Consider the following 26,276-nt stretch of genomic DNA (forward strand, 5'->3'; position numbering starts at 1 on the left):
TTAAGAATATTACTTCTACTGTACTCTGCTGACAATATGATTATGATTCGTATAAAGTTCTGAAATTAACCCTCAACCTGGTGCAGTTTTCTTAGTACCATCTAATCAGTTAACCAGAAATTTACCCTAGCCGAGGCCGATAATTCTTGAAGAAAATAAATTCCCTACTGTTTGCATTTATGATCTTATTTCCGTGTTTTTACGGCAGTTCTTCCCTTGCCGCCGGAAGTTCCGAAAACTTCGAGTTGTCCCAGAACAATACTTCTCTTTCAGAACCTTCGATTGAAACGGCTCCCCTGAACCCTGACTTTCTGGAACCTGAAGGCTCAGAGTCAACTGACCCTATTTCTTCTTCTGAAGAGGAAGATTTTTCAGGTACCGGATATACTCCATCTCCGGTAAGCCTATCAGGGCTTTCAAGGCCTGCCGAAAGGCTTTTACTTAGAGCATCAGCTTCGGAACTCCCCGCAACTTTCGATCTGCGCACTGAAGGCCTGGTTAGCTCTGTGCAAAACCAGGGAAATACCGGAAGCTGCTGGGCTTTTTCAAGCCTTGCATCCTTTGAATCTTACATTCTGGGGGCAGAAGGAGAAAGTTGGGACTTTTCCGAAAATAACATGAAAAACCTCGTTACAAAATACTATTCCGACGGTTTTGACTTTGATGTCAATGACGGAGGAAACGCTTTCATGGCTATGGCATACCTTGCCCGATGGGCAGGGCCTGTAAACGAAACTGAAGACCCTTTTAGTGAGACCTCTATCTCCTCCCCTACAGGACTTCCCGTGCAAAAACATGTTCAAGAAGCGCTCATACTGCCTGACAGAACGGGCCCTCTGGACAATGGGGTGATAAAACAGGCACTTATGGATTACGGAGCTGTGTATTCCACGATGTACATAGATAAAACGATCTATTACCAGGAAAATAACCATGCCTATCTATACACAGGATCGGGTAAAGTCAACCATGCAATAACCATCGTAGGCTGGAACGATTCATTTGACAGGAACATGTTCAAACAAATCCCCGCAGGAGACGGGGCTTTTATTGTAAAGAATAGCTGGGGCGAGTCCTGGGGGGAAGGAGGATATTTCTATATTTCCTATTATGACACCAGGCTCGGATACGAAGAAAATGCCGTGTTTACGGCTGCAGAGCAGGACAACTTTGACTACAATTACCAGTATGATCCACTCGGATGGATAAATCAGATCGGGTACTCCGGATCTTTAACTGCCTGGGGTGGCAATGTATTTACTTCGGGAGGGGACGAAATACTTGAGGCTGTAGGATTCTATACTACGGATCTCGATACGGCTTACGAGATATATGTTTACAAAAACCCGACAGATGGTCCCCTCAGTCAGTCGGGGAGTTTTGTTGCAAATGAAAACGGGACCTGTGCATTTCCTGGCTACCATACTCAGCTGCTGAGCTCGCCAGTAGACCTGAGTGCAGGGGAAAAATTTTCAGTGGTTATCAAGTTCAGCAATCCTTCCTCCGAAAACCCGCTTGCCCTTGAGTATAAGCTTTCCGGTTATAGCAGCAAGGCACGGGCCAATTCCGGAGAAGGTTATATCAGTTCAAATGGAATCAGCTGGCAAGACCTGACATTAGTAGAAGATAAAGTATACGACTATTCCGAAGCAAACCTCTGCATAAAGGCTTTCACCATTGTTAGCGGTCTCCCTGAGGCTGACTTCTCGTCAAATATCACCAGCTGGGTTTCTCCTCTTACAGTCCAGTTTACCGACCTCTCTAAGGATGCCTTTTCCTGGGAATGGGACCTGAACGGGGACGGAATTGTGGACTCAACAGCCCAAAACCCGGTCTATACCTATAGCTCCAACAAAACTTATACCGTTTCGCTGAATGTCAGCAACAGGAACGGGCTTGACTCCGAGACAAAGACCAATTACATAACAGTTGCCCCACTCTCAATCCTCTCTGCAAGCCCAAACGAAAATGTTACAACCTATGAAGAAGAAGGGGAGCAGGCGTTCAGCATCAGCACAAACCATAACAGCACTGTACGCTGGTACCTTAACGGGGTGTTAAAGAGTTCCGAATCCGGTGTTACAAGCAGCTCCTATTCCAACAGTGCCCTCTCCCCCGGAACTTATACTGTTACCGCTCGCGCTGTAACAGGAAGCGAAACGGTTGCACGCACCTGGACCTGGACAGTCCGCGACTGGAACCCCTGGGACGATTCGACCTCTCAGGAAGGAACTGACATAAGCACAGGAGAACTCCAGGAAGCGATACATGTCTATAAAAACAATCTCCCTGTCCCGAACACAGGGGTAGAACTGACAAGTTCCAGGCTCGAGGAACTTATATGGCTCTGGCGTGAAGGGTCTGCAAATTGAAAAAAAAGTTTAGCAACAACCGGGAAACTGAATCAGGGTTTCCCGTTTCTTTTTAAATTTGCTTTTTAGTTCTTGTTTAGTTTTTTTAACTTCTTTTCAGTTCCTCTCTTAATTACTTTCTTATTTTTCTTTGATTCCTTTCTTGATTTTTCCTTTCCTTCGATTATTTTTCTTTTTCCAGAGTCTGTTCGACTCCTTCCCCTATTTTTACATTCATAAGAAAATCGTCAACAGTTGCAAGAAGAGAACCGATTTTCTCGGAATGAAAGCGCACAGCAACCCTTTCATCACTGATTTCACTTTCCATACTCCTCAGGTTGTCCGGGGAAAGGGCTTTGAGGATTCTGGTTGCCGATTGTCTTGACTTTGGGTCAGGAAACTCAATTGTACCTGTGATTTTCATAAATATGCCTCGTGCGTTTTTTCCTAATTCCCTGCTTTTTCCTTTTTATTGTTTAGTTTTTGCTGTTTTTCTTCTTATTGCTTAGTTTTCTGCCATTTCATATTTTCCTGCTTAATTCCCTTTTTTTACGTTTACTGCTAATTTCTTTTTACTTTGCCTTCCCACTGATATTTTTCCTGAGCTGGTCTCCTATGATCTGGTCAACGATGCTCAGAAACTCTTCCGTACTTCCTAAGGGAATTGAGGCCCCGGATGCGACACTATGCCCGCCTCCGTTTCCACCGACTGCACCTGCAGCTTCCCTGAGGGCAAAGGCAAGGTCAAGGCCTCTTGATACAAGTTCGCGGGTCCCCCTGGCAGAAACCTTCAGGATTCCCTCGGATTCGTTTACGCAGATGAAGGGGAGTTCGGGGTGAAGGTATCTGACCACGGTTGTGGCAAGGCTTCCTGTAGAGAGGGCATCAACCGTGTTGATGTACCAGATGTTTTCCCCTTTACGGGTTTTTTCCACGCTTTCCCGGATATCCATAGCAAGGTTCTTTTCATGCTCCTTTGTAAGAGAGAGGGCTTCTCCAACAATGGTCGGGTCTTTCAGACAAAGCGCAAGGGCAAGCCCGTAAACCTTTTGCTTCCCGCAGGTATTGAGAATGGAGATGAAGTCATATACGTTATGCACCAGCTCCCGGTTCAGCAAAAAGATGTCTCCTATGACGGCTTCGATTGCCTCAGTACTTGCCTGCCTGACAAGTTTCAGGGCAATGGCACTTGCAAGTTTCGATACCTCTTCTTCGGACAGGTTTTCAATGTTTCCGGAAAGCCCTAACTGATTTAAGAATTCGGCTGCTTTTTCCGGGTAGCCGGTTACATCCAGGAAAGGTTCCGTGCTGTATGCGAGTACATCCGCAAGGGCTCCATCCCCCACCTTCAGCCCTTTCCTGATGGACACGACTCCTGCTTTCAAGGCTTCGTCCAGAATAAAAGCGTTTGCAGTCCGGAAAAGCTGCCTGTCTCCGACTGCGCCTGCAATTGCCAGCCCTGCAAGGTCGATGTTTCCTGTCCCGAGTTCTCTGGCTACAAGATAGCAGGTGCCTGAAGCCGAGATATCCGTTGCCCCGTCGATTCCTACTAGATGGGCGTTTACCATGACTTTTGCAGGGGACTGCCCTACCGGCTTGTGGTGGTCAAGCACCACGACGTCGGCCGCAACCTTAGCTGTAAGTTCCGGTTGTCCGCTGCCCATATCACAGAAAATGACCATGTCTCCTTTCGATACGGTCCTGTTCACTTCTTCGATTACAGTCTCGTCCAGTTTCCCTGCTATTGAAAGCTGGAAACCTATACCTGCTCGTAACAGAGTCAGGGCCATGATCCCGGCTGAAGTCAGCCCGTCGGCATCATTATGTGAAACTATGCGCACAAATCTATGCTTCCGGATTTTATCGGCTGCATTTTTTGCAAGGTTAATCAGTTTTTCAAGCTCGCTCAAAACCTATCACTCATAAAACTCAATATCAAAGTCAGAAACCCGGTATATAGACCGATATATTTTCGATATATATAATACTTAGTTGCCAGCTCACGAAAGATGCCAATCTATACTGGCTTGATAATATAAAATATTCTACTGTCTAATAAATCATTCCTGATCTATCAACTGCCTAATAAAGAAATTTGTATAAAGATTAATGCTCAAAACGGTTTTGTTTTCAGTTCTCTGGACTCTTATCTTTTAGACTAACGGTTAACCTGATTAATGAACTCGACCTAGTTATATCTAAAGCTTCAAAAACCTGTATCCGGGTTCCCATAAAGGAGGGAATGAAAAAAAGCAGGTAGGGTAGGGGAAAGGGAAGGGGGAATAGGAAGAAAAGGGAGACAGGGGATAAGGGGTGAAAGATTTGAAAGCTTCTTTTTGATCGGTTCGGGATGAAAAATATCTGTTTTCCTGGTTTAAAGGGTTTGTTTAAAAAAGTTATGAAAAAGGGTCGGAGTTGAAAGGAAAGGGTTTCTCCTCTCATATTTTGGCGGTTGTTGAAAGGATGGGAGGTGCCTTATCCGACCCTGGTGTTCTTATAGTTGTCAAGCTATGCACACTTGATATTTATTGTAACACTCTCATACTATTTATATTTTATGAGGGAGTTGTCGGTGTGTGTTAAAGAAAAGTATCACTTGCCTATTAAGTATGAAGCTATTTAGTTCAGGATGAAAAAAAATCTGTTTTTCAGGCTTCAAGGATATAATTAAGAGCTCATCCTAAAATCAATTATTAACGCTTCTTTACTTTTTTCTTCCTATTGATTATTGGTTTTTTATAAGTTTTTTCTTTCGATAAAAAAATAGCCTCTTATGTATATGTCCATATCTGTCAAGGGCGGTTAACTTTTTTCCATTTTGGGCGGTTTAGAATTTGCCAACCTTTTAATATAAATTTTACTCAATTTTTCATAAACTTTTAGAAATTACTGGCATATATTTCCTGTTTTTATTCCCTGTTTCTTCCTTTCTTTCAGCCTGTAACTTTCCCCTTTGATGTTAATCGTAGTTGAATGGTGGAGAATCCTATCAAGTACAGCAGCCGCTATTACATGGTCCTTGAATATCTCTCCCCATTCTCCATATGATTTATTTGATGTCAAGATCGTTGAACTCTTTTCATACCGTCTTGAGATCAGCTGAAATAGGCAGTGAGCTCCTTCTTCGTCAAATGGGAGATACCCTATTTCGTCAATTATCAGCACTTTATATTTCATCAAGTCCCTTAGTTTCTTTTCAAGCATTCCTTCTCGATTTGCTATTTTCAACTTCTCGATAAGGTTTCCTGTATTGGTAAAGTAAACCGAAATCCCTGCTTTTGCTACTTCAATCCCAAGAGCGATTGCAAGATGAGACTTTCCAACTCCGGGAGGACCAAGGAAAACGACATTCTCTGAATTATGAACAAATCTCAAGGTTGCAAGGTCTTCGATTGCTTTTTTATCAATGGATTTCTGAAATTCAAAATCGAATTCCTCAAGAGTCTTTTTAACGGGAAAAACTGCACTTTTCATCCTTCTCTCAATTGCAACAGCTTCTCTGTGTTTCTTTTCCTGTTCAAACAAGTAATCAAGGACTTCCATTGTTGTCTTGTTGTCCCTTGCAGCAATTTCAAGGTAGTTATCCAGAAGCTCTTCGATAGAATTAAGTTTCAGGTATTGCAGGTTATTGTGAAGTCTCTCATAGGTGAAGTTGTTCATTCAAAACCACCTTCACTAAATATTTCATAGACATCAAGAGACCTTTTTTCAACTTCGGGATCTGAGAACTTCAACGGGATCTGTGAATCTTTTTTGCATTTTGAGTTCTCTTTAAGAATCTCACTCAGGAGACCCTGGAAATGTTCCTTTTTCCTTGAAACTCTGCAGTTTCCAGGAAGGATTTCATGTTCACAGACTTTCTCATAATCAACATAGACCTCGAATATTCCTTCAAGGATCTGAAGCTCTGCAGTTCTCCCTGCAAACCTGTAAGGAACAGAATACTTATTCCAAGGAACGAAATATAACAGTCTCTGGAGACCTTTCTGGTCTCCTTATGGACAACTTTGTAAGGAGGAACCTGATCCAGAGGGCTCAGTTTCTCCTCCTTAAAGCGTTCAAGAGGGATTTGATAGGTTGTTCCGTGGACAGTTGAATTTACCCTTTCCAACCAACTGTGAACTTGGGCGTTCAGGTCTTCGAGAGAGGTAAACCTTCTTCCAAGGAAGAAATCCCTCTTGACGAAACCGACTGTATTTTCAATTTTCCCTTTTGTCTGAGGCCTGTAAGGCCTGCATAACCTTGGAATAAAACCAAAGCATTTGAAGAAATCCTCAAACTGTGGGTTCCATTCGGAATCTGATGATTTTAAGGCTCTTTTGATAACAACCTGTTTCATGTTATCATAGAGGATCTCCTGTGTAAATCCTCCAAAGTACTCAAAAGCGTTCAGATGACACTGAATAAGAGTGGGAGTGTCTATGCTCAGTGTAAATTCAACATATCTCATTCTGGAATATCCAAGAATCATGTTGAAGCAAAAGAGTTTCTTTACCTTTCCATCAACCTCAACTGTTCCCATCTCTGCCCAGTCAACCTGAGCCTGTACACCTGGTTTTGTTTCATAGCGGAGTACAGCAGGGACTCCCTGTTTAGGTCGGACTTCTCTTACGAAGTCCTTGACTATGGTTTTTCCTCCATCAAAACCCATTTCTTTGATTTCCCTATAAAGGCGAACAGCAGTATAAGGACCTTCTTTGAGTTTTTCTTGTATGTAAGGTTTGAAAGGATCAAGTTTACTCGGTTTTGGCGGACGTTTCTGAGGTTCTGGGGCAGTTTTCTTTTTAAGATATTTCCTCACAGTTTCCCTAGCATAACCTGTTCTTCTAGAGATCTCACTGATGCTGAAGCCTTGTGAATACAAATCTCGTATCAATAGCCATTCCTCCGTTTTCAGCATTATCTACAATCCTCGAACTTTTCACAAGGATTGAGAATTGGAAGTTTTTAAACCGCCGAAATTGGAAGATTCTTAACCGCCCTTGACAATATCATTGTTTTAATGGGGAATTCCATAAATTTCTCATAGGGGGTTTCTATGATTGAAAGAATTTTAGATCAGATAGTAGCAGAGAAACCAAACAAAACTGGAATGTGTTTAACCGTATTTTTTTAGAAAAACAATTCGATATAAAAATGTACATGTGCATAAAAAGTCAATCTGTAATTAGAGAGAACTGGAAGCAAAAAATCACTCCCGAAGTTTTGTTTCTCCTGTTTGGTCTGAAAATTTTCCCTGACACGGTTCTCACTTCGTTCCTTAATCTTTGATATGTATTTGCAAAGAAAACCTCAGTTATTCCGAGCAGTTTTTAATATGTAAATTATTCTATTTTATGGATCAGTTTCAGAACTGAATACCCTCTACATTTTTAAAATATACTCTGCCTTCTTTTTTGGTGAAGCTGATCTTATGCTGGATATTTCTTGATTACTTTCAGCCAGTTTGACTACTTCTTATATATTTAGGATGTTTTATCTCTTAACAAAATGGGGGTTAAAAAATGTTTATAAAAGTACATTACCCGGTTTGTGATACTGATGTTTATCATAATGTAAGGTTGCACGCTTTTGAGCATCTGAATTTTGAGGGAGGGAGGGAGGCTTGCAGGTATGCGGTTGAAGGCGACAGGGAATAGAACCTGGTAAAAAAATAAGGAGTAAAAATAAGAAGTAAAAAAATAAGGAGTAAAAATAAGAAGTAAAAAAATAAGGAGTAAAAATAAGAAGTAAAAAAATAAGGAGTAAAAATAAGAAGTAAAAAAATAAGGAGTAAAAAATAAAGAATAAGAAAAAGATGAATTTTAAAGGTGAGAAATGCAGCCCGAACCGGCGCATAAAAACCCCTACGGTCGGAAACGAATTGTGTTTTTATACGGGACCAATACCTGCAAAATCTCTCCGGGGGTCAACTTAATTAATAAGAAAGTATATAGTTAGAAAAGCGGCAGGGCGCCCTGCCAGCTTTGAACATCAGTAGTGTAGCGGTCATCACCGGGCGTTGCCAACGCTCGAACCCGGGTTCGAATCCCGGCTGGTGTATATTTTTATTCTGACTTTGCCTTTATGAATTGTGACTTTCTTTTTTCTTTTCTTTTTTCTCTGGCATGAAAGTACCTGATTTGAAAAGTGCTTTCATTACTTTGTGCCTGCTATTCGAAGAACTTCATGTTTGTTTTTCTGCTCTTTTTACTGATTTTTGATGGTTCTTGATCAGGTTGTTTATTCTGAACACCCGAAGCTGGAATTTTTTGTTTTTTCTCTTCTGCTCCTTGAAGAGCTGAAATTGTCTCATCTGGCCCGAAAGAAAAAAAGAACACGCGAATTCCCGCTGGTATTAAGAGAAAACGAGAACTGCATATCATCCTTTTTCCGGAGCTTTCATAAGGTCGATACTCGTTGCGGTTCCCACCATGATATCCTCTTCTTTTTCCAGGAATTCCAGAATGTTTGAGATAAGAAGGTGGCTGATTGCTCTCCTTTTTCTGGGATCTACCACATACCTCAACCGCATTTCGATCCAGTTTTCCTGCATCTTTGTGTAGAGTTTTGTCTGCACATCATAGGTTGTAATGAAATATTTTTTCCCCATGAGACTGAGTTCCTTCTGCGCCATGTCCTCAAACTCCCCTACAATCGGTCCGGCGGTTTTAAGGGCAATTTCTTCGGCTTTTTTCCAGTTGCTGCCGTAAATCAGCATAACCCGGATTTCGTCCCAGATAAAGGAATAATCCCGCGTATAGTTTTTTATCGTCTGGTTGAGGGCAAAGCTGTTAGGGATCTGGAGAATCCTTCCTGTATACTGGTCTGCATCCACCCATTCCCGGATTTCCATAATTGTTGTGCTGAAACTTCCTATATCGAGCACGTCGCCTACATTGTCCCCGACCTGGATCCTGTCACCTGCTTTGAAAGGGCGGGATATGATTATGAGCACTCCTCCGGCTATGTTTCTCAGGAGGTCCTGAAGGGCAATTGCAATTCCTGCGCTCAGGATCCCATAGGCAATAAGCAGGGTGCTCGTTCGCTCAACCCAGATTGCAAAAAGAGAGGCAACAGCAAAGATGGTGATGAGGATGGATACGGTTTTCCTCAAGGCATATCGGTCTTTTGAAGTCGATACTCTTCTCATGATCAGGTTGTCGGCAAGGGAGTTTGCCAGGTAAGCAAGCAGGACGACAACTAAAGAGACAAGAAGAGCATCCAGAAAAAACCGGTTCTGGATAAAAAAGTCAGTCAGGTACCGGATGTAGGCAAGAAAAAGGATTAAAACCAGCAGGATAAAAACATTCAGTCTCTGGAGAATCCTCATGCAATTAAATATGAGCCTATTTATATATCAATATGGGCAGGCTTATAAGTACTCCGATTTTTTAGAAAAATCGCAGATTTTTCCTGTTATATGATAAGGCTCACGATATTTATTCGGCGCCTTTAAATATAATAAGTGCAATTTCTGTTTTTCTTCTTCAGACAAAATGAGGCAAAGAGTGAAAGAAGAGATAGTATGACTGAAAAGGAGGTAAAAAGGTACGAAACAAGGGAAGGGGATAGGGACCTTTTCCTGAGTGCTCTCAAGACTACGGTTCCCGTGTTTCTCGGATACATACCCCTCGGAATGGCTTTCGGATTTCTGATGGACGGAGCCGGATACCACTGGATTTATGCTTTCCTTATGAGCCTCCTCATTTATGCGGGTGCGGGTCAGTTCCTTGCAGTCGCTTTACTTGCTGCAGGAGCCGGGCTTCCGGAGTTTGTTATAGCCACGCTGCTCCTGAACCTCAGGCATGCCTTTTACGGTTTGTCCCTGCTGGATAAATTTTCCGATATCGGGAAAGTCAAGCCTTACCTTATCTTTGCATTAACTGACGAGACTTATGCCCTCCTGACCACAGCCGAAGTTCCGGCAGGCGGGTCAAAGGCAAGGTTTTACTTCTACATTTCAGCTCTTGACCACTTCTACTGGGTGGCAGGGTCGGTGCTCGGGGCAGGACTTGGCTCCCTGCTGAATCTTAACCTTGAAGGCATGGCCTTTGTACTGACTGCCCTCTTTGTGGTGCTGACAATCGAGCAGTACTTCAACTCCAGCATACGCTTCCCTTTCGTAGCCGCAGTGGGTGCAGGAGCCGCATCCCTTATACTCTTCAGCCCTGAAAACATGCTGTTAATCTCGATTATTCTGGGGACCCTGATTCTGATAGCCAGGGAAAAATTTGGGCAGAGAGATACGCAATTAAATGAAGGCATCAGACAGGTCAAAGGGATCGGACAGGCTCATGCTACAGCACAGCCTGTTCAGGACAGTTCACAGGAGGAAAACTGATGCCCGATACTTTGCAAATGCTTGCAACCATCACTGTAATAGCCCTTGCCACTTTTGCTACAAGGGTTCTTCCTTTCCTGTGTTTCGGTTCAAGAGAACCCCCTGCAATGCTCTCCACCATAGAAAAAAACCTGCCACCGATGATCCTCCTGCTTCTGGTCATTTACTGCCTGAAGGATGTACAGTGGTTTTTGGCTCCTTACGGGATTCCGGAACTGTTCACAATAGGGATTGTTGCAGGGCTCCATTTATGGAAAAGGAATGCAATGCTCAGCATTTTTGCAGGCACAGGGCTTTATATGGCACTTGTGCAGTTCAATGTTTTTTCTTTTCTTTGATTTTTACATTAAATTTTTTTTAAATTTTAATATATCTCGGAATATTTATATACCGTTTCTATTATGCCTCTTAACGTGAAGTGACTTATATGGCTGAAAAAAAAATTGACTTATCTTCAATTAAAAGTAAAGGTTTTCTGCCTCAGAGGCAGGAGAATATGTTTTCAATGCGGCTGAAAGTTGTGAGTGGCAATCTGGATGCCGAAAAACTGCGAGCAATTGCAGACGCAGCCGAAAAATACGGTTCCGGCTATGTCCACATAACTTCAAGGCAGCAGATTGAGGTGCCTTTTGTCAAACTCGAAGATGCGGAAACAGCAAATAATGAACTTGAAAATCAGGGAATTTCGGGAGGTTCTGCCGGAAAAAGGGTACGGGCTGTCGTTGCCTGTCAGGGAGACAGGGTTTGTAGAAACGGGTTGATTGACTGCCAGAACCTGGCGTGCAGAATTGATGAAAAATACTTTGGGGAAGCTGTCCCGAAAAAATTCAAAGTTGCAGTAACAGGATGTCCTGCAGCCTGTGTAAGACCCCAGGAAAATGATTTCGGAGTCATGGGCACGGTGAAGCCTGAAATTCTTGAGGAGAACTGTGTCGGCTGCAAGCTCTGTGAAAAAGCATGTAAAGTGGGAGCAATAACAGTTCTGGATGATAAAATCCGTATAGATCTCGAAAAATGCATCCTTTGCGGGGCATGCATTGCAGCCTGCAGGAAAGATGCCCTGAGGGCGGAAAAAACCGGGTGCACGATCTTTGTCGGAGGAAATGGAGGGCGTCATCCCAGGCAGGGGACAAAGCTTCTTGAGCTTGCAGCCGAGGAGCAGCTATTTTCAATCCTTGAAAAAACCTTTGAGTATTACAGAAGAGAAGGGCTTGATGGGGAGAGGTTCGGAGACCTCCTTGAAAGGCTTGGATTTGAAAAATATAGGGAAGAAGTCCTTCCCTGAATGTCCTTAATCTCGCGGAAGATGAATTTGAGAGAGTCAACCGCTTAACTTTCCTGCCTTGCAACCTTTCCAAGCCAGATTCCGAGCGTCCCCAGCCCTACCAGCAGGGCAACAAGCTGTATGAGCCAGCCAAGGTAGGGTATTTCATACAATACTGCAAATATAACTGCGCCGATGAGGTAATATATCATATTCCCCGCTTCTTTTTTGAAGACCTTAGTGTAAATCATCTCTCCAGCGAGCAGTTTGACCGGTATTGTAGCGATAAGGGCTGCCAGGGTCAGGAGCAGCATCAGCAAGAGAGAAAGGCTCCACCCGAAGATTGTAATTAGCAGGACAAAGGAGAGGACCGGAACGAAGATCAGGAGCAAGAAGCCAAGTAGCCCGGCTTTCAATGCTGAGTCCCTTACAATTTCCGCAAGCTCGGTCACAAAATCCGGGAAGGTGTAGATAAGGATAAAGCCCAGGGCAAGAGATGCCAGCAGCCCTATAAAGAAGAAAACGATCCATAAACCTCCAATTTCACCCGCATACTGGTTTTGATCTCGGGTTTGGGGTATGATACTCAGGTTTTCCCCCACATTGTTTTCGAGGTCGGAGGGGTAATTTTCGGCTTCAAGTTCAAGGTTCCCTTCAAGCTCAAAGTTCTCTCCTGTCTGGAGGGTCCCGGCAGAGACCGACCCGTTTCCATTAACAATCCCGTTAAGAGTTACCTGCCCTCCGGCAAGCAGGATATCGCCTTCAACCGTGCTGTCTTTTGAGAGTATAATCTGCCCTCCGGCTGCTACAAGGTCTCCTCCGACATTCCCATTTACTCGAATCGAGCCTCCCATTGCTATGATGTTCCCCGAAACATCTCCGTTAATTATCAGTTCTCCCCCGGCTCCGATGAAATCATCCATAACGTTTCCGTTTATCTCAAGTCTTGACCCCCCAAGCACCAGGTCTCCCGGGGTATCCGGGTCGATCTGAAGGTAGTCTCCACCACCGAAAACGTTTCCCGAGCTCGTATATCTGAGCGTGCTTTCTTCGTCAACGGCACCTGCCGAAAAAGGCAATGCGGCAAAAAGGATCATGAATAAAATAAGTAGTGATGTTAGCTTCTTTTCCATAAAATCCCCTACTCTGGTATATTGAGTTTTTTCGGTTATTTCCGGTTAAATTGAATCTTTCCGGTTAACTGTTCCTGACTAATATGAGGGTATTATACCAGGCTATTTTTGCCAGTATATTCCCCTTTTCAATACAGATGAGCGCTTATGAAACGGATAGAGATGAAAAACCTTTAGAAAAATAAAAGGCGGTTAAATATGAAAAAATCGGGAGAGAAAGCCTCATTCAGTCCATGTCCTGTATTAGTCCCTGTCCTGTATTTAGCGAGGCTTTACCAGGAATTGTCGTGAATTCTTGAGCCTTCATACCTGGCCCTTCCGGGTTTTTCTTCGGCAGGGTGCCCGATTGCGATTGCTGAAAATGGGATCACATATTCAGGGATCTCAAATAATTCCCGGATTCCGGTGACGAGTTTTTCAGCCGGGTAAACCCCTATCCAGACGGCCCCCAATCCCAGGTCATGGGCAGCGAGTAACATGTTTTCACTTGCTGCCGAGCAGTCCTGCACCCAGAAATCCCTGAATTTCGGAATATTCTGGTCTGCACAGATCAGGAGTGCAGCCGGAGCGTTCTTTAACATCTTTGCATAAGGGTGCATTTCCGATATTTTTTCAAGTAGATCCCGTCTGTCAATTATAATGAAGTGCCAGGGCTGTTCATCCCCTGCTGAAGGTGCACTCATCCCGGCTTTCAAAATTTCCTCAATCATCTCCCTGCTAACCGGTTTCGGCAGGTATTTCCGGATGCTTCTTCTGGTGAGAATCGCGTCCATTGTTTCCATAAATATTACCCCCATTCATTAATTTATTATAATAACGGATAAAACTATTGTTAAAATAAATAATTTGCATGGCAGTTAAGAAGATAAAATCATGTCCAAGAATAGAAAAAGTATGAGGCTCAGAAAATAATTGAAAAATTCAAAAGAAAAGCTGCTGAGAATTTTTTGAAGCTGCTTTTCTCAGTTTGAATAGTAATCAATTAACTTATTGAATTACAGTGGGCGCTCAACAGCTTCATGTAGAGCAGGAGCTGAAATCATTTTTGTAGCTGTAATTATCATTCCATCTGATCCTTTATTATTTATTTTTTTAGCAGGAACGCCTGCAATCGAGATCCCCTTTTCATAGAAGGATTTGTTTACTACAGAATTCGCTCCGATTGCAATATTATCAGCAATTTCGACATTTCCAAAGATTTTGACGCCAGGGCCGATGTATACGCAGTTCCCTATTTTCGGTGCCAGAAGAATGCTATCTCTGCCAGATCCTGTTCTACCAGATCCTATATTAGTACAGGCATGTATTCTGCAGTTTTCTCCAATTCTGGCATCTTTGTTTACAACAATGGTTCCTCTATGGGCTATGCATAATCCAGGACCAAAAACATTTATTGGAATACTGTACCCGAGATGGATGCTCATCCTGTGGAATCTAAAAAATATGTATTTTGAATAGAGTTTATGAATCAAGGACTTTTGACAGTTATTGTAATACTCGGTCTTTCTTAATAATCGCTGAAATTTCCATATCTCGTCACCTATTAGTTTAGGTCTTTTATAATTCTTTCCTAAAGCTAATCTATCTGCCTCAATGTATAAATCATAATCTCTCTTTGATTTAATGGTAATAGAAATCCCCCACCCAAGATAATTATTTGTACAACTTGAAGTCTCATACTGCTGGTTTCTCAGTTTAATTGTACAAGTTCAAAAGTAAAAATCCAAAAATATTGAAACCCTCTTTTACCTGACTCATCGAGCTCGTCCCAAAAGTAGTATTATATTAAAATTATATATTTACTTTTATGTCATTTCATGAAATAGAGATGTTCTATGGGAATCCATAGAACCTTATCTTCCCCCACAGAAATCACATGCAGGAAGACCACGTGAAAATATTAGGAAGTTATTTAGCGGTATTTTGTACGTTGTTATGACAGGTTGTACCTGGAAAGATGTTCCTCGCCGCTATGGATCTAAGTCAACGGTCCATAGATTTCGTCTTCACCTGTAAGCCGATCCCAAAACTCAAAATTTGCTTATTTGGATCTCTTAGTTTAAGTGACTAATCGGGCTTTTGATTACGAAAGCAATCCTGAATAACGTTCTGATAATCGAAATTAAAACTGGGTTTTGGGATGAGCTCATTGTATTCCGCTACTAACTGTGTGAGGGGTTAAATTCGAACCCTCATGTAACTCATACAGAGCCTCTGTGACGGATTTTATAATGGATAAAATATTGGCTCTTCGCTATTTCCTGTGGCTTGGAAATATTTGCATAGTTATAAAGTAGCCAAGCCAAAAAGAGAAATATTGAGTTTGAATGTGATTTACAACGGCAAATGTATCCAAATTTTATAGATGTTCTTTCGATATTTAGGAGATGATTTAAGTTACCCATCCGAAACAGTGAAGAGCCGAAATATATTAATAATCTTCTCTAATCTCTTTTTCGCATTATCTGCCAGTTCACAACATTAGCCAAGAGATTGAAAAAGGAAAATGACAAATATGAATAAACCGGCAGCCAAGCCGTTTATAAAAATATCAATAGGAATAAAAGATTCGATTCCAACCGCTTTTGACATTTAAACCCCTCTCTAACATCTCCGTTTGCTCCTTTTTGGAGATGACCAGTATAGAATACTTCTTTACTGTATAAAAATCTAAGTGGTGCAGGGTGAAGATATTCTTTAGTCCCGCTTTAACTGTAAATACCTTGTTTATCATTTTTCGTTATCGTTTACCGGTTAGTTTGCAGGTTAACTATATTGTTTCTCTAAATACGGATAATTCTTAATATAAATTGATTTCGAAAATACTTACTTTATCTGTCTTTTTATAGTGCAGCCGCATTGTAAATCTTGTGACTGTAACATGGATGAGCCAATACTTGACAATTTTTCGTATCATTATCCACCTGAGCTTCTAGAAGTTTTGATAGAAACAATTCCAACGCTTGTCAAGTCGAAGCAAGCTTTACTTTCGTTTTTTAGAAATGCTGGCGTGAGCAGCTCTACGTTAAAACCTTATGAGGATATAGTATCAAGGGATAGAAATGCTATCAAGATGTACGATATTGCTCGTGGTGTATTGATAGAGTTGAATGAGCAAGGAGATAAATCTCTTTCCACAAGGCGTAAGATTCTAAAGGCAGTTGTTGATTTTGAAGACTTTGATACCTGCTGTTATGAAAATCGACGTAACGAGGCTAGAGGTTTGGTTTGGAAGGTGCGAGAAATCGTAAATAGGAAAGATTCCTTCACCAGAATGCGTATTGAGAGAGACAACGAGAAACTTAAGAATATTCGGGAGAAGGAAGCTGCTTTAGTTGCAGAGAAGAAGAAAAAACAGGAACGTATCAAAAGAGTACAAGCTGATTTATCTTCGTTGCTTAAGAGTGAAAACCCTCACAAGAGAGGTAAAGATCTTGAAAAGGTGTTAAATGAACTCTTTGCCTGTTATGGAATTCTAGTTCGTGACTCCTTCGTGATAAAAGGGGATTGTTCTGAAGGGATTATCGAACAGATTGACGGAGCGATTGAGCTTGATAATGCCTATTACATAGTTGAAATGAAGTGGTGGAAAAATACTATAGGTAGACCTGAAGTGATAGACCATATAGTTCGTATAGCTAACAGAGGCGGGCAGGTAAGAGGACTTTATATATCATTTTCTGACTACTCTGATGCAGCTATTAGTGAGTGCAAGAATGCTTTAAATCGAAATGTGTTAGTGGTATTGGCAACAATTGACGAAATATTTAGAGTACTTGAAGCTGATGCTGATTTGAAGAGCTGGCTAAAAGCGAAAGAACAAGCTGCTGTTCTGGACAAAAAACCCTATGTGAAAGTATGATTGTACTGAGAGTATCAAGAGCTGTTGAATATGGAACAAAATTATCATATCGTGCCAATAAGATATGACTATTCTGATTTTGAATTGTTTCTAAGGTTTATTGATACTATTGAGCCTCCGATATTTCTCGAGTACAATGATTCTAAAAAACGAGATATAAAAATCTCTTATGCGTACAAATGGGCCGATTCACTTAGAGATAAATTTGATGCCGTATCAATCCTCTATAATGAAGTTTTGTATCAGATACCGAGATGGAAAAGTGAATTACAACAAACAAAAGAAAAAGGGTATGGTACTACTATTCAGCAAACAATTCTTTTAGTCAGGTATGAGACATTCATTAATTCAATATACAGTTTTTGCGAAAACATTGGTTTCCTTGTGACAGAACTTTACCCTAAAGCAAATTTACCACGTAAATTTAATGAACAAAAATCAAAACGTTTGGAAACTATAAGAGGTTTTGATGATTACTACGCAAAGATGTTAGAATCTGCGGATTGGTATGATGAAGTTCATTCTATGAGATCAGAAGCAACTCACTATTTATCAGTATTCATATTTATTTCAGATATAGAGGAACCAGGCTATTTAAACAATAAAGTGTATAGCGAAAGAAAAGGGCATCCTGAAGGAATTGAAGTAGAAAACATAGAGAAACATATTAGAGAAACATATAGTAAGTTATATTCTTTTGTAAATGAATTCTCCAAGCATATTATAGAACTAAGGTGTAATAAAGAAAAGCCAGTTTGCTCTCTATGTTTATATGGTGGTGGAGGTCTAAGTGGAGTCCGTACAATGACACTAAATGATTATTTCCTTAGGAATCCTCCCAGATGTGAAGCGTTATGGTTTAATTGTCCTATTGATGAAAAATGTAGTGCGTCAAATAAACCATCTGAGAGAAAATAGTAGATGAGCTTATCCCAAAAGCCATTTTTACTCCCATATTGGGAGGTGCCCATAACTATTTTCCTGATCAGTATTTCGATCGTTCCTTTCAAAGAGCTATTGTATACTCTTTTTCATTCTCGCTCTCATTTTCTTTCTCTTTAGCACGACTTTCTATGTACTTTTCAGCTTCATTGAGCTTTTTCCCTAAATGTGAGAATATAAGTAAAGCGGCTATAACAATGACAATTAAAATTGCAATTATTTGCAAAGATTCAGAATCGATCATTATTTTGAATTTGCCACTTGACTATATACTAAATTTAAAACAGTAAAAAGGGATTTAGAATAAAGCGGTTATTCGGGTAGGAGAACTTTTGCAGCCGGTAGGAAAGATGTCTTCAGGAACTCTCGAACCGGTAAAGGGCAAAATATCAAAATATTTATCCGTTTAATCGGATACTTCCATTTAATGAACAATCATAGCGAAACAGAAAGTTCAGGTCATAATTCAGTTCACGGTAACAACGATAATATTCCAGGCTGGAATGAAGAGCTTGAGCTGGCATTTTCTGCCTACAAAGGCCTCTATCTTGCCGGAAGAATCTCATCAAGGCATAAAACGGTCTGCGAGGTCCTTGTACCGGGAGCTGTCGTACAAGCAGGAATTTCCGGAGCCCTCCAGCGAATCGGTAAGCAGCCGGTTGTAGGGGATTTTGTCGTTTTGCTTGACCAGCCTGAGACTGGTTCACGCATGGTTGTGAATATCCTGCCCCGAAGAACTTGCCTTTCAAGGGGTGCAGCAGGAGACGGGGGCGGAGAGCAGTTAATTGCCGCAAATCTTGATACCATCTTTATCGTTACTTCCGTGGGAAAGGACCTCAACCTTCGAAGGCTTGAACGGTATCTTGCCATTGTATATTCTTCCGGGGCAAGCCCGGTGATTTTGCTTAACAAGATTGACCTTGCGGATGACCCTGCCCGATTGGTCGAAAAAATCCGGGACGTTACAGGGGACGTGCCGGTAATTCCATTAAGTGCCCTTTCGAAAACCGGGCTTGATGCGCTTGGCCCTTATCTCAATCCAGGGGAAACCGTGGCACTCGTAGGTTCTTCAGGGGTCGGGAAATCCACGCTTATCAACGCTTTTCTTGGCGAAACCGTCCAGAAAACCGCAGATATCCGAAAAGACGATGAAAAAGGCAGGCATACAACTACAGTCCGCCAGATGTTCCTTCTTCCGAACGGAGCAGTTCTTATAGACAACCCCGGAATCAGGGAAATCCAGCTCGGAGACTCTGCAGAAGGGCTTGAGAAAGCTTTTTCCGAGATCGTTGATGCAGCACGTAATTGCAAGTTTAAGGACTGCACTCACCGAAACGAACCGGGTTGTGCTGTCCTGCAGGCGGTAAGGGACGGGATTATTCCTGAGGAGAGGCTGGAGAGCTATCACAGGTTGACTGACGAACTCTCATTCCAGTCAAAAAAAGCTGAAATCGGACTGAAGCGGCTGGAAAAGGAAAGATACAGGGAAATGGCAGTGAACATTAAGAAATATCGGAAATTTACGGGAAAACCGTAAGATGAAAAGTGTACTTTTTTTGAATCTGAGGGCTAACTGATATCCGTTTTTTCTACTTACATCCATTTTATTTTTCGAGTTTCAGATTATTGAAAGAGGAAGTTGTGTGTAGAATCTGCATTTTACTTTCTTCCTTAACAGCGTAACACCTAAAAATGAAAAAGGCTTTCTTGACTACGCAGGACGGGTAGAGTAACAATTCGATTCATTTGATTTGATTTGATTTGATTTGATTTAAGTCGATTTCTTTCATGGGAGGTATTTGAACGGCAAGTAAAGTCTATTTCGCAGACCTGAGGGCAAAAAACCCCAATGAAAACACGATAAGCAAGATCCAGAGACTTTTTGACGAAGCAGGTTTTGTCGAACTGCTGGGAGTAGACGACCTGACGGCAATCAAGATCCATTTCGGAGAGTACGGAAACGACGGGTATATCAATCCGGTCTTTGTCCGGCAGGTGGTGGAAAAGGTCCGGGCAGCCGGGGCAAAACCGTTTGTTACGGACACGAACACCCTTTATTCCGGAAGCCGGCATAATGCGGTTGACCACCTGACAACAGCCATTGAACACGGGTTTGATTATTCCGTGGTCCGGGCTCCACTCATAATCTCGGACGGGCTCAGGAGCCAGAACATAGCTGAGGTCGAGATCCGGCAGAAGCACTTCAAGGCCGTGAAAATAGGGTCCGACATCGTTTCGGCCGACTCCATGATCTTGATGTCCCACTTCAAGGGGCATATCATGGCAGGCTTTGGAGGCGCGATTAAGAACCTGGCAATGGGCTGTGCACCTGCGGCAGGCAAAAAGGACCAGCACTACCCGACAAGCCCGCATGTTGTCGAAGCAAAGTGCATCGGCTGCGGGAGATGCGTGGAAATCTGCCCTGTGGGAGCGGCATCCCTTGAAGGGGATGTTTCCAGGATTGACCCCGGCATCTGCATCAGCTGCGGGCAGTGCATGGAGGTCTGTCCCGAAGGCGCTATTGACATTAACTGGGAAGAGGACATCCCCGAATTCCTGGAGTGCCTGACCGAATATGCGTACGGGGCAGTAAAAGGAAAAGAGGGCAGGGTAGGCTATATCAATTTCCTGCTCAAAATAACTCCGGACTGCGATTGTGTGCCTTGGAGTGACGCCCCTATTGTGCCTGACATCGGAATCCTTGCATCAACTGATCCCGTGGCCCTGGACCAGGCAAGCTACGACCTTGTGAACAGGCAGAAAGGGCTTGTTGGCTCTGCTCTGCACTGCAACCATGAAGCCGGGGCTGACAAGTTCAGAGGGGCCTGGCCTAAAGTTGACGGCACCCACCAGCTTGAATATGCTGAAAAAATCGGATTCGGAAGCAGGGAATACGAGCTTATTGAGATATGAGTTAAACGGTTTTTGACTTTTTGATTAACTCATTCTCATTATTTTTTAATTCCTCTATTTTTTGACGGTCCTGTATTATATCAGTTGAGATTATTCAGCTATCTAAAACTGGTATCTTTTATTTTTGATCCTACCCCTTGCAGGGCTGAACTTGTCTTGTCTGCAACGCAAAAAAGGAGCAGACAAACTCATATCTTGACCGAATGGACCTTCTTAAAATTCACAAATAAATATAAGCGCCTCCGCCAGCTTGTCTGGTGGCCCTGCACAAAAAGCAAAAAAAGTAGAAATTAAAGGAAATAAGACCAAAATTTCTGCCTTTTGACCTACTGTTTTCTTTTCCACTCACAAGCGTCTCAGAAACTTTTACTTGCTGGTATGTTGTTTTTATTCTTTTTACGTTCTCTTTTTCTTCTTTTTTGCGGGAAAGACCGCTCTCCTGCGTCTATCGGGACAAGAACGACTCGATATAGAGAGTAACATTGTATAGGGAAGAAATCTTAATTTAGTTCGGCTGAGTGAAGCGCCTGTCTCTAATCTATAAAATAGTCTGCTTGAGCGGAGCGAAACAGACCTCGTGCTCCCGAAGCGAAACTCGGGAAGCGAAACTCGGGATTTTTTAATTTCTCTTCCTAATTTTTTGTCTTTTCTAATTTTTGTGATTTTAGGGAAGTGTTTCTTTAGGGAAACATTCAGGGATTTATAACTCAGCAGGTCACATGGAACATTGCGATTACCCTGCCCCTGTCTTTATTCCAGAGTTTTATTGCTTCAGGGGTTGGAAGGAGTTTGACCTTACAGTCTTTTTTCCTGAAATATTTCTTTGCCTTTTTCGAAAGCTCTACATAGCCGATCTGTCCGGTTCCAACAACGAGCTTTTCTGCCCCCTTTTCATAGATATATTTCGCTTCGGCAAGCGAGATCTTATGAGACGTTCCGTAGAGCTTTTTCGAGAGCTTCTTTCTGCGCTTTTTGACCTGCCCGTCCAGTCGGATGAGGATGTCGTTCTCAAAAGTTTTTCTTTCGACCGTAATTGAACCGAAACTTGTGGAATTTATCTCTGGTTTCATTATAGCTTCCCCCTTTCAAAACAAATGATCTTCTTCTGACGTGGAAAAAACCTCCGCAGGAAGAAAAAAATGCAAACAATATTGTTTATGAAACCACAGGCTTATTACCCTGCAGGAAACAAACGAACAGAGGATAACATTATCACACCTTTTTCAATAACTGCATAATCTGAAACAGGGGATTTAATATAGTGATTCAGGAAGCCATGTTTTATGAGAAGATTGAAGACAACAGGGTTCGCTGCAAGCTCTGCGCCCATAGGTGCAAAATCAATCCCGGAAAAAGGGGCATATGCCGGGTCCGGGAAAACTGTGAGGGTTCCCTCTTTTCCCTGGTCTATGGGGCTGTTGCAAGTGAGGCAGTGGCAAATATCGAAATAAAACCTCTTTACCACTATTATCCTGGCTCCCGCGCCTATTCGGTAGGAACCGTAGGCTGCAACTTCAGGTGCAGGCACTGCCAGAACTGGCTGCTTTCCCAGAAAGCTCCGGAAGAGGCTTCTCTGGAAACCCTCGGCCCTTTGCAGCTTGTCCTGCAGGCTAAAATGGCGGGCTGCCAGTCGGTTTCCTGGACTTACAATGAGCCTACTGTCTGGTATGAGTACACTTATGACGGGGCAAAACTTGCAAAGGAGGCAGGTCTCGGGACAAGCTATGTGACCAACGGTTACATCACTCCCGATGCCCTTGAGCAGATAGCTCCTTACCTCGACGCCTTCAGCGTGGACATAAAGGCATTTTCTGAAGAATTCTATCGGGATGTGTGCAGTGCAAAATTGGCTCCTGTACTTGAAGCCACTCTGCTTGCAAAGCAGCTTGGAATCCATGTGGAGGTTGTAAACCTGATAATTCCCACCCGCAACGACTCCCCTGACGAGCTCCGGGAACTTTCCCGCTGGGTCTACAAAAACCTCGGGCCTGACACTCCTCTTCACTTCAACCGCTTCCACCCCCAATACGAGATGAAGGGCCTTCCTCCGACCCCTGTAAAAACCCTTGACCTGGCACGCTCGATTGCAATTGAGGAAGGAATGCGTTTTGTGTATGTGGGCAATGTCCCCGGACATCCCCATGAGAATACTTACTGTCCCGAATGCGGGACCCTTTTGATTGCAAGAGGGTTTTTTGAGGTCCAGGAGTACAAAATAATCCCTCAAAATACCTGCCCTAAATGCGGAGAAGCTATTCCGATTGTTGGGGAATATGTCGGGGAAGAGTAGATTCTATTTTCTCAATTGCCGGGCTGGCTTGAAGGTTGTGTTTTTCCGATGGGTGACGCTCTTTAGATCTCTGCGGCGCAGGAAAGAAAGCTAAGAGATTTCCTCGGGATTCCGGAAATGATCAATTGATTAATCCGAGGACACTTCGTTTTAGAAGGAGAATATTTCGAAAGTTTTATAAATCTTGAACCTTTTTTTCTTATCTGAGCATAAAAATCTTAAGAATATTAACAACAAATGCTAATTCAATCGCTCTGAATTTTAATTAGTACTTAATTAATTGGATATTGTGTACAAAATTAATTGGATGTATATCCAAAATTGAAAACTTTCTTTGTTTATTGAAACAATAAGGTTCAAAAAGAGGTTTGAAAATGAAAGTTCTTGTATGCGGAAAAGGTGGAAGTGGCAAAAGTACGATTACTGCCCTGCTCGCAAAGGAAATGTCAAGAAAGGGGTACAATGTGCTTGTGGTGGACAGCGACGAGTCGAACTTCGGGCTGCACAGGCAGCTTGGGGTTGAAATGCCGGAAGATTTCATGAATTACCTGGGAGGAAAAAAAGCCCTGGGACAAAAAATGATGAAAGCTTTTCAGAGTGGGGAAGCTGCAAGCATTTTTGAAGAAAAATGGGGGATACCTGAAATTCCTGAGGCTTACACGGTGGCGAACGGGAACATAAAAATGATGGCTGTGGGCAAAATCCATGATTTCGGGGAGGGCTGTGCCTGTCCTATGGGTGCACTGGCAAAGCACCTGCTGAAAAACATTGAAACCACATCCGAAGACCTGGTGCTTGTGGACACTGAAGCGGGTATCGAACACTTCGGAAGAGGGGTTGAGGAAGGCTGCGACCTCGTGTTGATGGTCCTTGACCCGTCTTATGAGTCCATACGGCTTTCCGAGAAAATAAGGCAGCTTGCAGAAAAAGCCGGAAAACCCCTGTATTTCATTCTCAACCGTGCGGACAAAATAGGGACCCATTTTATGCTGGAAACCGTGGACAAGACTCATGTCCTGGCTTCAGTGCCATCGGATATGGACGTTTTCAGGGCAGGGTTTGCAGGAGAGGAGCTGAAAGTGGAACTCCCGGAAATAGAAGCCGTTGCTGATTTCCTGATCTCTGGGGACTGGGCCTGAAATAATTCAAGGAAGAATGATTCGGGGAAGGGAATTACAATGAATAAACGGGTTTCTGGACCGCCCTCTAGGCTGCCGGGCGGACGGCTTGAAAATAGACTATATAACTGGAAAACGAAAAATCAGGACAGAATGGATGTGCAGGGGATGAAGAAGTTTTTTCTTCCCTGCGTTTTCCTTTTCCTGTTGGGGCTTGCCTTTCTTCCTACAGGAGCTGCAGCAGGACATGTGAATGTAAAAAGTATTACTAGAGACGTACCGGATGAATTTTCTGGAGGGGAACCGATGGAAGTGACCCTGAGCATCGAAGGTGAGCTTCCTCTGGCTGTGGGAATAGTAGAGAAAATTCCTGAAGGCTTCCAGTTCCCGGAAAATGATGAGGAAGTGTCTGATGCTGCCTACTTCCAGGTGGACCGGGAAAACGGAAAAATAGCTTTTTCTGCGCTTAATGTAACAGAAATCAAATACAGGGTCATTACTTCTTCTGCAAAGGGAAAAGACGGCTTTGAAGGGCAGTGGGTTGATCTTCTGGTACAGACCCAGGAGCTTGATGAAGGAAAAGAACGCTGGGAATCCGTATTCGATTCCAATACGCTTGCCTCTGACATAGAAAGCAGAAATGTCAAAGCTGCCAGTGGAACCGATACCGAAAATAAAGAAGAGTCCAGCGTTTCGGCTCCGGGATTCGGAACAGGCCTTACCTTGCTCTCCCTCCTTTCCTGTTTGTTTGCGTCCCGTACTCAGGTTTCTAAAGGAAAAATTGGGGAGGAAAAATAATGAAAAGGACTTTTTTGCTCTTTGCCCTGCTGTTGCTGTTTTTAACTCCTTTACTGCTCCTGATAAACCCTGCTGCTGCGTCCGGGACTCAACTCCCCTGTGCCGGGGAGGATAACGAGATAAGTGAAGAAGAACTCTCGGCTGCTGTCTGTGCCTATATGCTCGGGGACGAAAGCTACTCTCTTGACGATATCGGAGATGCTGCTTTCGTTTATGTTTTCTGGGAAGGCAGGCCAAAAACGCTTACTGACATGAGCGACCGCCAGGTGACTTTTTACAGGCCTGTTGAGAGGATCATAACTACAAATCCTGACAATTCCAGAATAGTTATCGCGTTAGGGGACCTGGAAAAAATGGTGTCTACGGATGAGGCTACAAGGGGAAGCAGCGTACTCCCGAAGGATGAGGAGGGAAACAAGCTTGCCCCCGAAGCCTGGGAGGCTTTGCAAATTTACGGTGGCGGCCAGCTTGATGAACTTCCCGAAACTAATACGCGGCGTGAGATTGATTATGAGACTATGGCTCTTCTGAAACCTGATGTGGTCTTCGATAGCCTTGGGTACAACCGTGGAGACCTGGTGGAAGAAAAGGTCGGATGTCCTTGTGTGGATGCTGAAACCGGTTTTACCTTTGAGGAAAACTACGTCCAGATTCGTCTCCTGGGTGAGGTGCTTGACAGGGAAGCGGAGGCAGAAGACCTTGAAAACTTTATCCAGTCTAAAGTTGATATGGTAAAATCCGTGACAGATCAGCTTGATGACAGTGAAATCCCAACCGTTTATTTTGCTCCCAGAGGAGCAAAAAAGGGGTTCTACGATTCCGTTGAAGGCAGGGATTTTACAAGGACAGAAGCCGTATATGAACCCCTTACCATTGCGGGGGGAAATAACCTTGCAAAGGACTGTACCGGAGAAAATATCAACGTAGCCCCCGAACAGATCGTTGCCTGGGCTCCTGAATATATTTTCGTTGCCTGGAGCAGCTGGGATAACCAGACCGGCAAAGACTTCGTAATGGAAACCCCGGAACTGTCCGAGATCCCTGCTGTGAAAAACGGGAATGTGTACGACTGCTTCTACCCTCATGCCAGGGGCCGGCCTCTTGACCGTAGTCTTCTGAACATGATGTATATGGCCAAGTGCCTCCATCCCGAGGAGTTCAAAGACCTTGACCTGGAAATGGAAGGCAACGATATTTATAAAAAACTCCTTGGAGTTGACGGGGTATTTACGGCCATTGCTGATTATCAGGAGTTTCCCAAAGATGTTTACTGATTATTCAA

General features: G+C 43.0%; 22 protein-coding genes, 1 tRNA gene and 2 pseudogenes. 15 read left to right on the plus strand and 10 right to left on the minus strand.

Features of this window, described 5'->3' with window-relative positions; genetic code table 11:
• Window positions 1-179 precede the first annotated feature (179 nt).
• Window positions 180-2,372, plus strand: a complete 2,193-nt coding sequence (locus MA_RS17900; protein WP_048066491.1) for a lectin like domain-containing protein — start codon at window positions 180-182, stop codon at window positions 2,370-2,372.
• Between the two features lie 163 nt (window positions 2,373-2,535).
• Here MA_RS17900 and MA_RS17905 read toward each other — a convergent pair whose 3' ends face one another.
• From MA_RS17905 to istA, 4 genes and pseudogenes are all read right to left on the minus strand, one after another.
• Window positions 2,536-2,775, minus strand: coding sequence for a KEOPS complex subunit Pcc1 (locus MA_RS17905; protein ID WP_011023356.1), 240 nt, complete (start codon window positions 2,773-2,775; stop codon window positions 2,536-2,538).
• 148 nt (window positions 2,776-2,923) lie between these two features.
• The gene (locus MA_RS17910; protein ID WP_011023357.1) at window positions 2,924-4,261 is read right to left on the minus strand and encodes a DHHA1 domain-containing protein; all 1,338 of its coding nucleotides are present in this window, start codon (window positions 4,259-4,261) and stop codon (window positions 2,924-2,926) included.
• 976 nt (window positions 4,262-5,237) lie between these two features.
• Window positions 5,238-6,011, minus strand: coding sequence for an IS21-like element ISMac3 family helper ATPase IstB (gene istB, locus MA_RS17915; RefSeq protein WP_011020063.1), 774 nt, complete (start codon window positions 6,009-6,011; stop codon window positions 5,238-5,240).
• Window positions 6,008-7,251: pseudogene (gene istA / locus MA_RS17920) on the minus strand (IS21-like element ISMac3 family transposase). Before istA ends, istB begins: the two are co-directional and overlap by 4 nt.
• 604 nt (window positions 7,252-7,855) lie before the next feature.
• Between istA and MA_RS29525 the strand changes: the two are divergent.
• A complete protein-coding gene (locus tag MA_RS29525; protein WP_281085331.1) occupies window positions 7,856-7,990 on the plus strand; it encodes a hypothetical protein in 135 nt (44 codons plus the stop codon).
• Window positions 7,991-8,321: 331 nt separating this feature from the next.
• Window positions 8,322-8,393 (plus strand) — tRNA-Gly (locus tag MA_RS17925).
• A gap of 319 nt (window positions 8,394-8,712) precedes the next feature.
• Here MA_RS17925 and MA_RS17935 read toward each other — a convergent pair.
• The gene (locus tag MA_RS17935) at window positions 8,713-9,663 is read right to left on the minus strand and encodes a mechanosensitive ion channel family protein (RefSeq protein ID WP_011023359.1); all 951 of its coding nucleotides are present in this window, start codon (window positions 9,661-9,663) and stop codon (window positions 8,713-8,715) included.
• 195 nt (window positions 9,664-9,858) lie between these two features.
• Here MA_RS17935 and MA_RS17940 point away from each other — a divergent pair, with 195 nt between their 5' ends.
• The 3 genes from MA_RS17940 (at window position 9,859) to MA_RS17950 (ending at window position 11,959) form a co-directional block, all read left to right on the plus strand.
• On the plus strand, window positions 9,859-10,674 hold the full coding sequence (locus tag MA_RS17940) for an AzlC family ABC transporter permease (protein ID WP_048065707.1): 816 nt from the start codon (window positions 9,859-9,861) through the stop codon (window positions 10,672-10,674).
• The gene (locus MA_RS17945; protein WP_048065708.1) at window positions 10,674-11,012 is read left to right on the plus strand and encodes a branched-chain amino acid transporter permease; all 339 of its coding nucleotides are present in this window, start codon (window positions 10,674-10,676) and stop codon (window positions 11,010-11,012) included. Before MA_RS17940 ends, MA_RS17945 begins: the two co-directional genes overlap by 1 nt.
• An 89-nt stretch (window positions 11,013-11,101) precedes the next feature.
• Window positions 11,102-11,959, plus strand: a complete 858-nt coding sequence (locus tag MA_RS17950; RefSeq protein ID WP_048065709.1) for a 4Fe-4S binding protein — start codon at window positions 11,102-11,104, stop codon at window positions 11,957-11,959.
• Between the two features lie 44 nt (window positions 11,960-12,003).
• On the opposite strand, the gene MA_RS17955 is transcribed toward MA_RS17950, so the two are convergent.
• The 3 genes from MA_RS17955 to MA_RS27410 form a co-directional block, all read right to left on the minus strand.
• A complete protein-coding gene (locus MA_RS17955; protein WP_011023363.1) occupies window positions 12,004-13,071 on the minus strand; it encodes a hypothetical protein in 1,068 nt (355 codons plus the stop codon).
• Between the two features lie 272 nt (window positions 13,072-13,343).
• A complete protein-coding gene (locus tag MA_RS17960) occupies window positions 13,344-13,853 on the minus strand; it encodes a nitroreductase family protein (RefSeq protein WP_226990647.1) in 510 nt (169 codons plus the stop codon).
• A gap of 213 nt (window positions 13,854-14,066) precedes the next feature.
• Window positions 14,067-14,543, minus strand: a complete 477-nt coding sequence (locus tag MA_RS27410) for a serine O-acetyltransferase (protein WP_226990648.1) — start codon at window positions 14,541-14,543, stop codon at window positions 14,067-14,069.
• A 367-nt stretch (window positions 14,544-14,910) separates the two neighbouring features.
• Here MA_RS27410 and MA_RS25875 point away from each other — a divergent pair.
• The 3 genes and pseudogenes from MA_RS25875 to MA_RS17980 form a co-directional block, all read left to right on the plus strand.
• Window positions 14,911-15,087 (plus strand): annotated as a pseudogene (locus tag MA_RS25875) (transposase); the annotation flags it as partial.
• 865 nt (window positions 15,088-15,952) lie between these two features.
• On the plus strand, window positions 15,953-16,933 hold the full coding sequence (locus MA_RS17975) for a restriction endonuclease (RefSeq protein ID WP_048065712.1): 981 nt from the start codon (window positions 15,953-15,955) through the stop codon (window positions 16,931-16,933).
• 30 nt (window positions 16,934-16,963) lie between these two features.
• Window positions 16,964-17,851 carry a hypothetical protein gene (locus tag MA_RS17980; protein WP_048065713.1) on the plus strand — a complete coding sequence of 296 codons (888 nt, stop codon included), beginning with the start codon at window positions 16,964-16,966 and terminating at the stop codon, window positions 17,849-17,851.
• An 88-nt stretch (window positions 17,852-17,939) separates the two neighbouring features.
• Here the strand turns inward: MA_RS17980 and MA_RS17985 are convergent, their stop codons facing one another.
• Window positions 17,940-18,119, minus strand: a complete 180-nt coding sequence (locus MA_RS17985; RefSeq protein ID WP_048065714.1) for a hypothetical protein — start codon at window positions 18,117-18,119, stop codon at window positions 17,940-17,942.
• 183 nt (window positions 18,120-18,302) lie between these two features.
• Between MA_RS17985 and rsgA the strand changes: the two genes are divergently transcribed.
• Both rsgA and MA_RS17995 read left to right on the plus strand, forming a co-directional pair.
• The gene (rsgA, locus tag MA_RS17990) at window positions 18,303-19,412 is read left to right on the plus strand and encodes a ribosome small subunit-dependent GTPase A (RefSeq protein ID WP_011023368.1); all 1,110 of its coding nucleotides are present in this window, start codon (window positions 18,303-18,305) and stop codon (window positions 19,410-19,412) included.
• Between the two features lie 323 nt (window positions 19,413-19,735).
• The gene (locus MA_RS17995; protein WP_248698114.1) at window positions 19,736-20,788 is read left to right on the plus strand and encodes a DUF362 domain-containing protein; all 1,053 of its coding nucleotides are present in this window, start codon (window positions 19,736-19,738) and stop codon (window positions 20,786-20,788) included.
• A 707-nt stretch (window positions 20,789-21,495) separates the two neighbouring features.
• On the opposite strand, the gene MA_RS18000 is transcribed toward MA_RS17995, so the two are convergent.
• Window positions 21,496-21,858 carry an Mth938-like domain-containing protein gene (locus tag MA_RS18000; protein ID WP_011023370.1) on the minus strand — a complete coding sequence of 121 codons (363 nt, stop codon included), beginning with the start codon at window positions 21,856-21,858 and terminating at the stop codon, window positions 21,496-21,498.
• Window positions 21,859-22,049: 191 nt separating this feature from the next.
• Here MA_RS18000 and amrS point away from each other — a divergent pair, with 191 nt between their 5' ends.
• The 4 genes from amrS (at window position 22,050) to MA_RS18020 (ending at window position 26,268) form a co-directional block, all read left to right on the plus strand.
• Window positions 22,050-23,078, plus strand: a complete 1,029-nt coding sequence (gene amrS / locus MA_RS18005; protein WP_011023371.1) for an AmmeMemoRadiSam system radical SAM enzyme — start codon at window positions 22,050-22,052, stop codon at window positions 23,076-23,078.
• A gap of 374 nt (window positions 23,079-23,452) precedes the next feature.
• Window positions 23,453-24,217: a P-loop NTPase gene (locus MA_RS18010; protein WP_048065715.1), complete on the plus strand. Its 765-nt coding sequence runs from the start codon at window positions 23,453-23,455 to the stop codon at window positions 24,215-24,217.
• Between the two features lie 147 nt (window positions 24,218-24,364).
• Window positions 24,365-24,994: a hypothetical protein gene (locus MA_RS18015; protein ID WP_048066492.1), complete on the plus strand. Its 630-nt coding sequence runs from the start codon at window positions 24,365-24,367 to the stop codon at window positions 24,992-24,994.
• Complete coding sequence (locus tag MA_RS18020; protein WP_011023374.1) at window positions 24,994-26,268, plus strand: iron ABC transporter substrate-binding protein; 1,275 nt, start codon at window positions 24,994-24,996, stop codon at window positions 26,266-26,268. Before MA_RS18015 ends, MA_RS18020 begins: the two co-directional genes overlap by 1 nt.
• The last annotated feature ends 8 nt before the right edge of the window (window positions 26,269-26,276 follow it).

It is taken from the genome of Methanosarcina acetivorans C2A (genome assembly GCF_000007345.1).
Taxonomy (GTDB): Archaea; Halobacteriota; Methanosarcinia; order Methanosarcinales; family Methanosarcinaceae; genus Methanosarcina; species Methanosarcina acetivorans.

Excerpts from the sequence above, each read along its gene's own strand:
- MA_RS17900 (WP_048066491.1), top strand. The coding sequence starts at position 180 with ATGATCTTATTTCCGTGTTTTTACGGCAGTTCTTCCCTTGCCGCCGGA.
- MA_RS17945 (WP_048065708.1), top strand. The coding sequence starts at position 10,674 with ATGCCCGATACTTTGCAAATGCTTGCAACCATCACTGTAATAGCCCTT.
- MA_RS17955 (WP_011023363.1), bottom strand. The coding sequence starts at position 13,071 with ATGGAAAAGAAGCTAACATCACTACTTATTTTATTCATGATCCTTTTT.
- MA_RS17950 (WP_048065709.1), top strand. The coding sequence starts at position 11,102 with ATGGCTGAAAAAAAAATTGACTTATCTTCAATTAAAAGTAAAGGTTTT.
- MA_RS17980 (WP_048065713.1), top strand. The coding sequence starts at position 16,964 with ATGGAACAAAATTATCATATCGTGCCAATAAGATATGACTATTCTGAT.
- MA_RS18010 (WP_048065715.1), top strand. The coding sequence starts at position 23,453 with ATGAAAGTTCTTGTATGCGGAAAAGGTGGAAGTGGCAAAAGTACGATT.
- MA_RS17905 (WP_011023356.1), bottom strand. The coding sequence starts at position 2,775 with ATGAAAATCACAGGTACAATTGAGTTTCCTGACCCAAAGTCAAGACAA.
- MA_RS17960 (WP_226990647.1), bottom strand. The coding sequence starts at position 13,853 with ATGGAAACAATGGACGCGATTCTCACCAGAAGAAGCATCCGGAAATAC.
- MA_RS17985 (WP_048065714.1), bottom strand. The coding sequence starts at position 18,119 with ATGATCGATTCTGAATCTTTGCAAATAATTGCAATTTTAATTGTCATT.
- MA_RS29525 (WP_281085331.1), top strand. The coding sequence starts at position 7,856 with ATGTTTATAAAAGTACATTACCCGGTTTGTGATACTGATGTTTATCAT.
- rsgA (WP_011023368.1), top strand. The coding sequence starts at position 18,303 with ATGAACAATCATAGCGAAACAGAAAGTTCAGGTCATAATTCAGTTCAC.
- MA_RS17935 (WP_011023359.1), bottom strand. The coding sequence starts at position 9,663 with ATGAGGATTCTCCAGAGACTGAATGTTTTTATCCTGCTGGTTTTAATC.
- MA_RS17940 (WP_048065707.1), top strand. The coding sequence starts at position 9,859 with ATGACTGAAAAGGAGGTAAAAAGGTACGAAACAAGGGAAGGGGATAGG.
- MA_RS18020 (WP_011023374.1), top strand. The coding sequence starts at position 24,994 with ATGAAAAGGACTTTTTTGCTCTTTGCCCTGCTGTTGCTGTTTTTAACT.
- MA_RS17975 (WP_048065712.1), top strand. The coding sequence starts at position 15,953 with ATGGATGAGCCAATACTTGACAATTTTTCGTATCATTATCCACCTGAG.
- MA_RS18000 (WP_011023370.1), bottom strand. The coding sequence starts at position 21,858 with ATGAAACCAGAGATAAATTCCACAAGTTTCGGTTCAATTACGGTCGAA.
- MA_RS18015 (WP_048066492.1), top strand. The coding sequence starts at position 24,365 with ATGAAGAAGTTTTTTCTTCCCTGCGTTTTCCTTTTCCTGTTGGGGCTT.
- istB (WP_011020063.1), bottom strand. The coding sequence starts at position 6,011 with ATGAACAACTTCACCTATGAGAGACTTCACAATAACCTGCAATACCTG.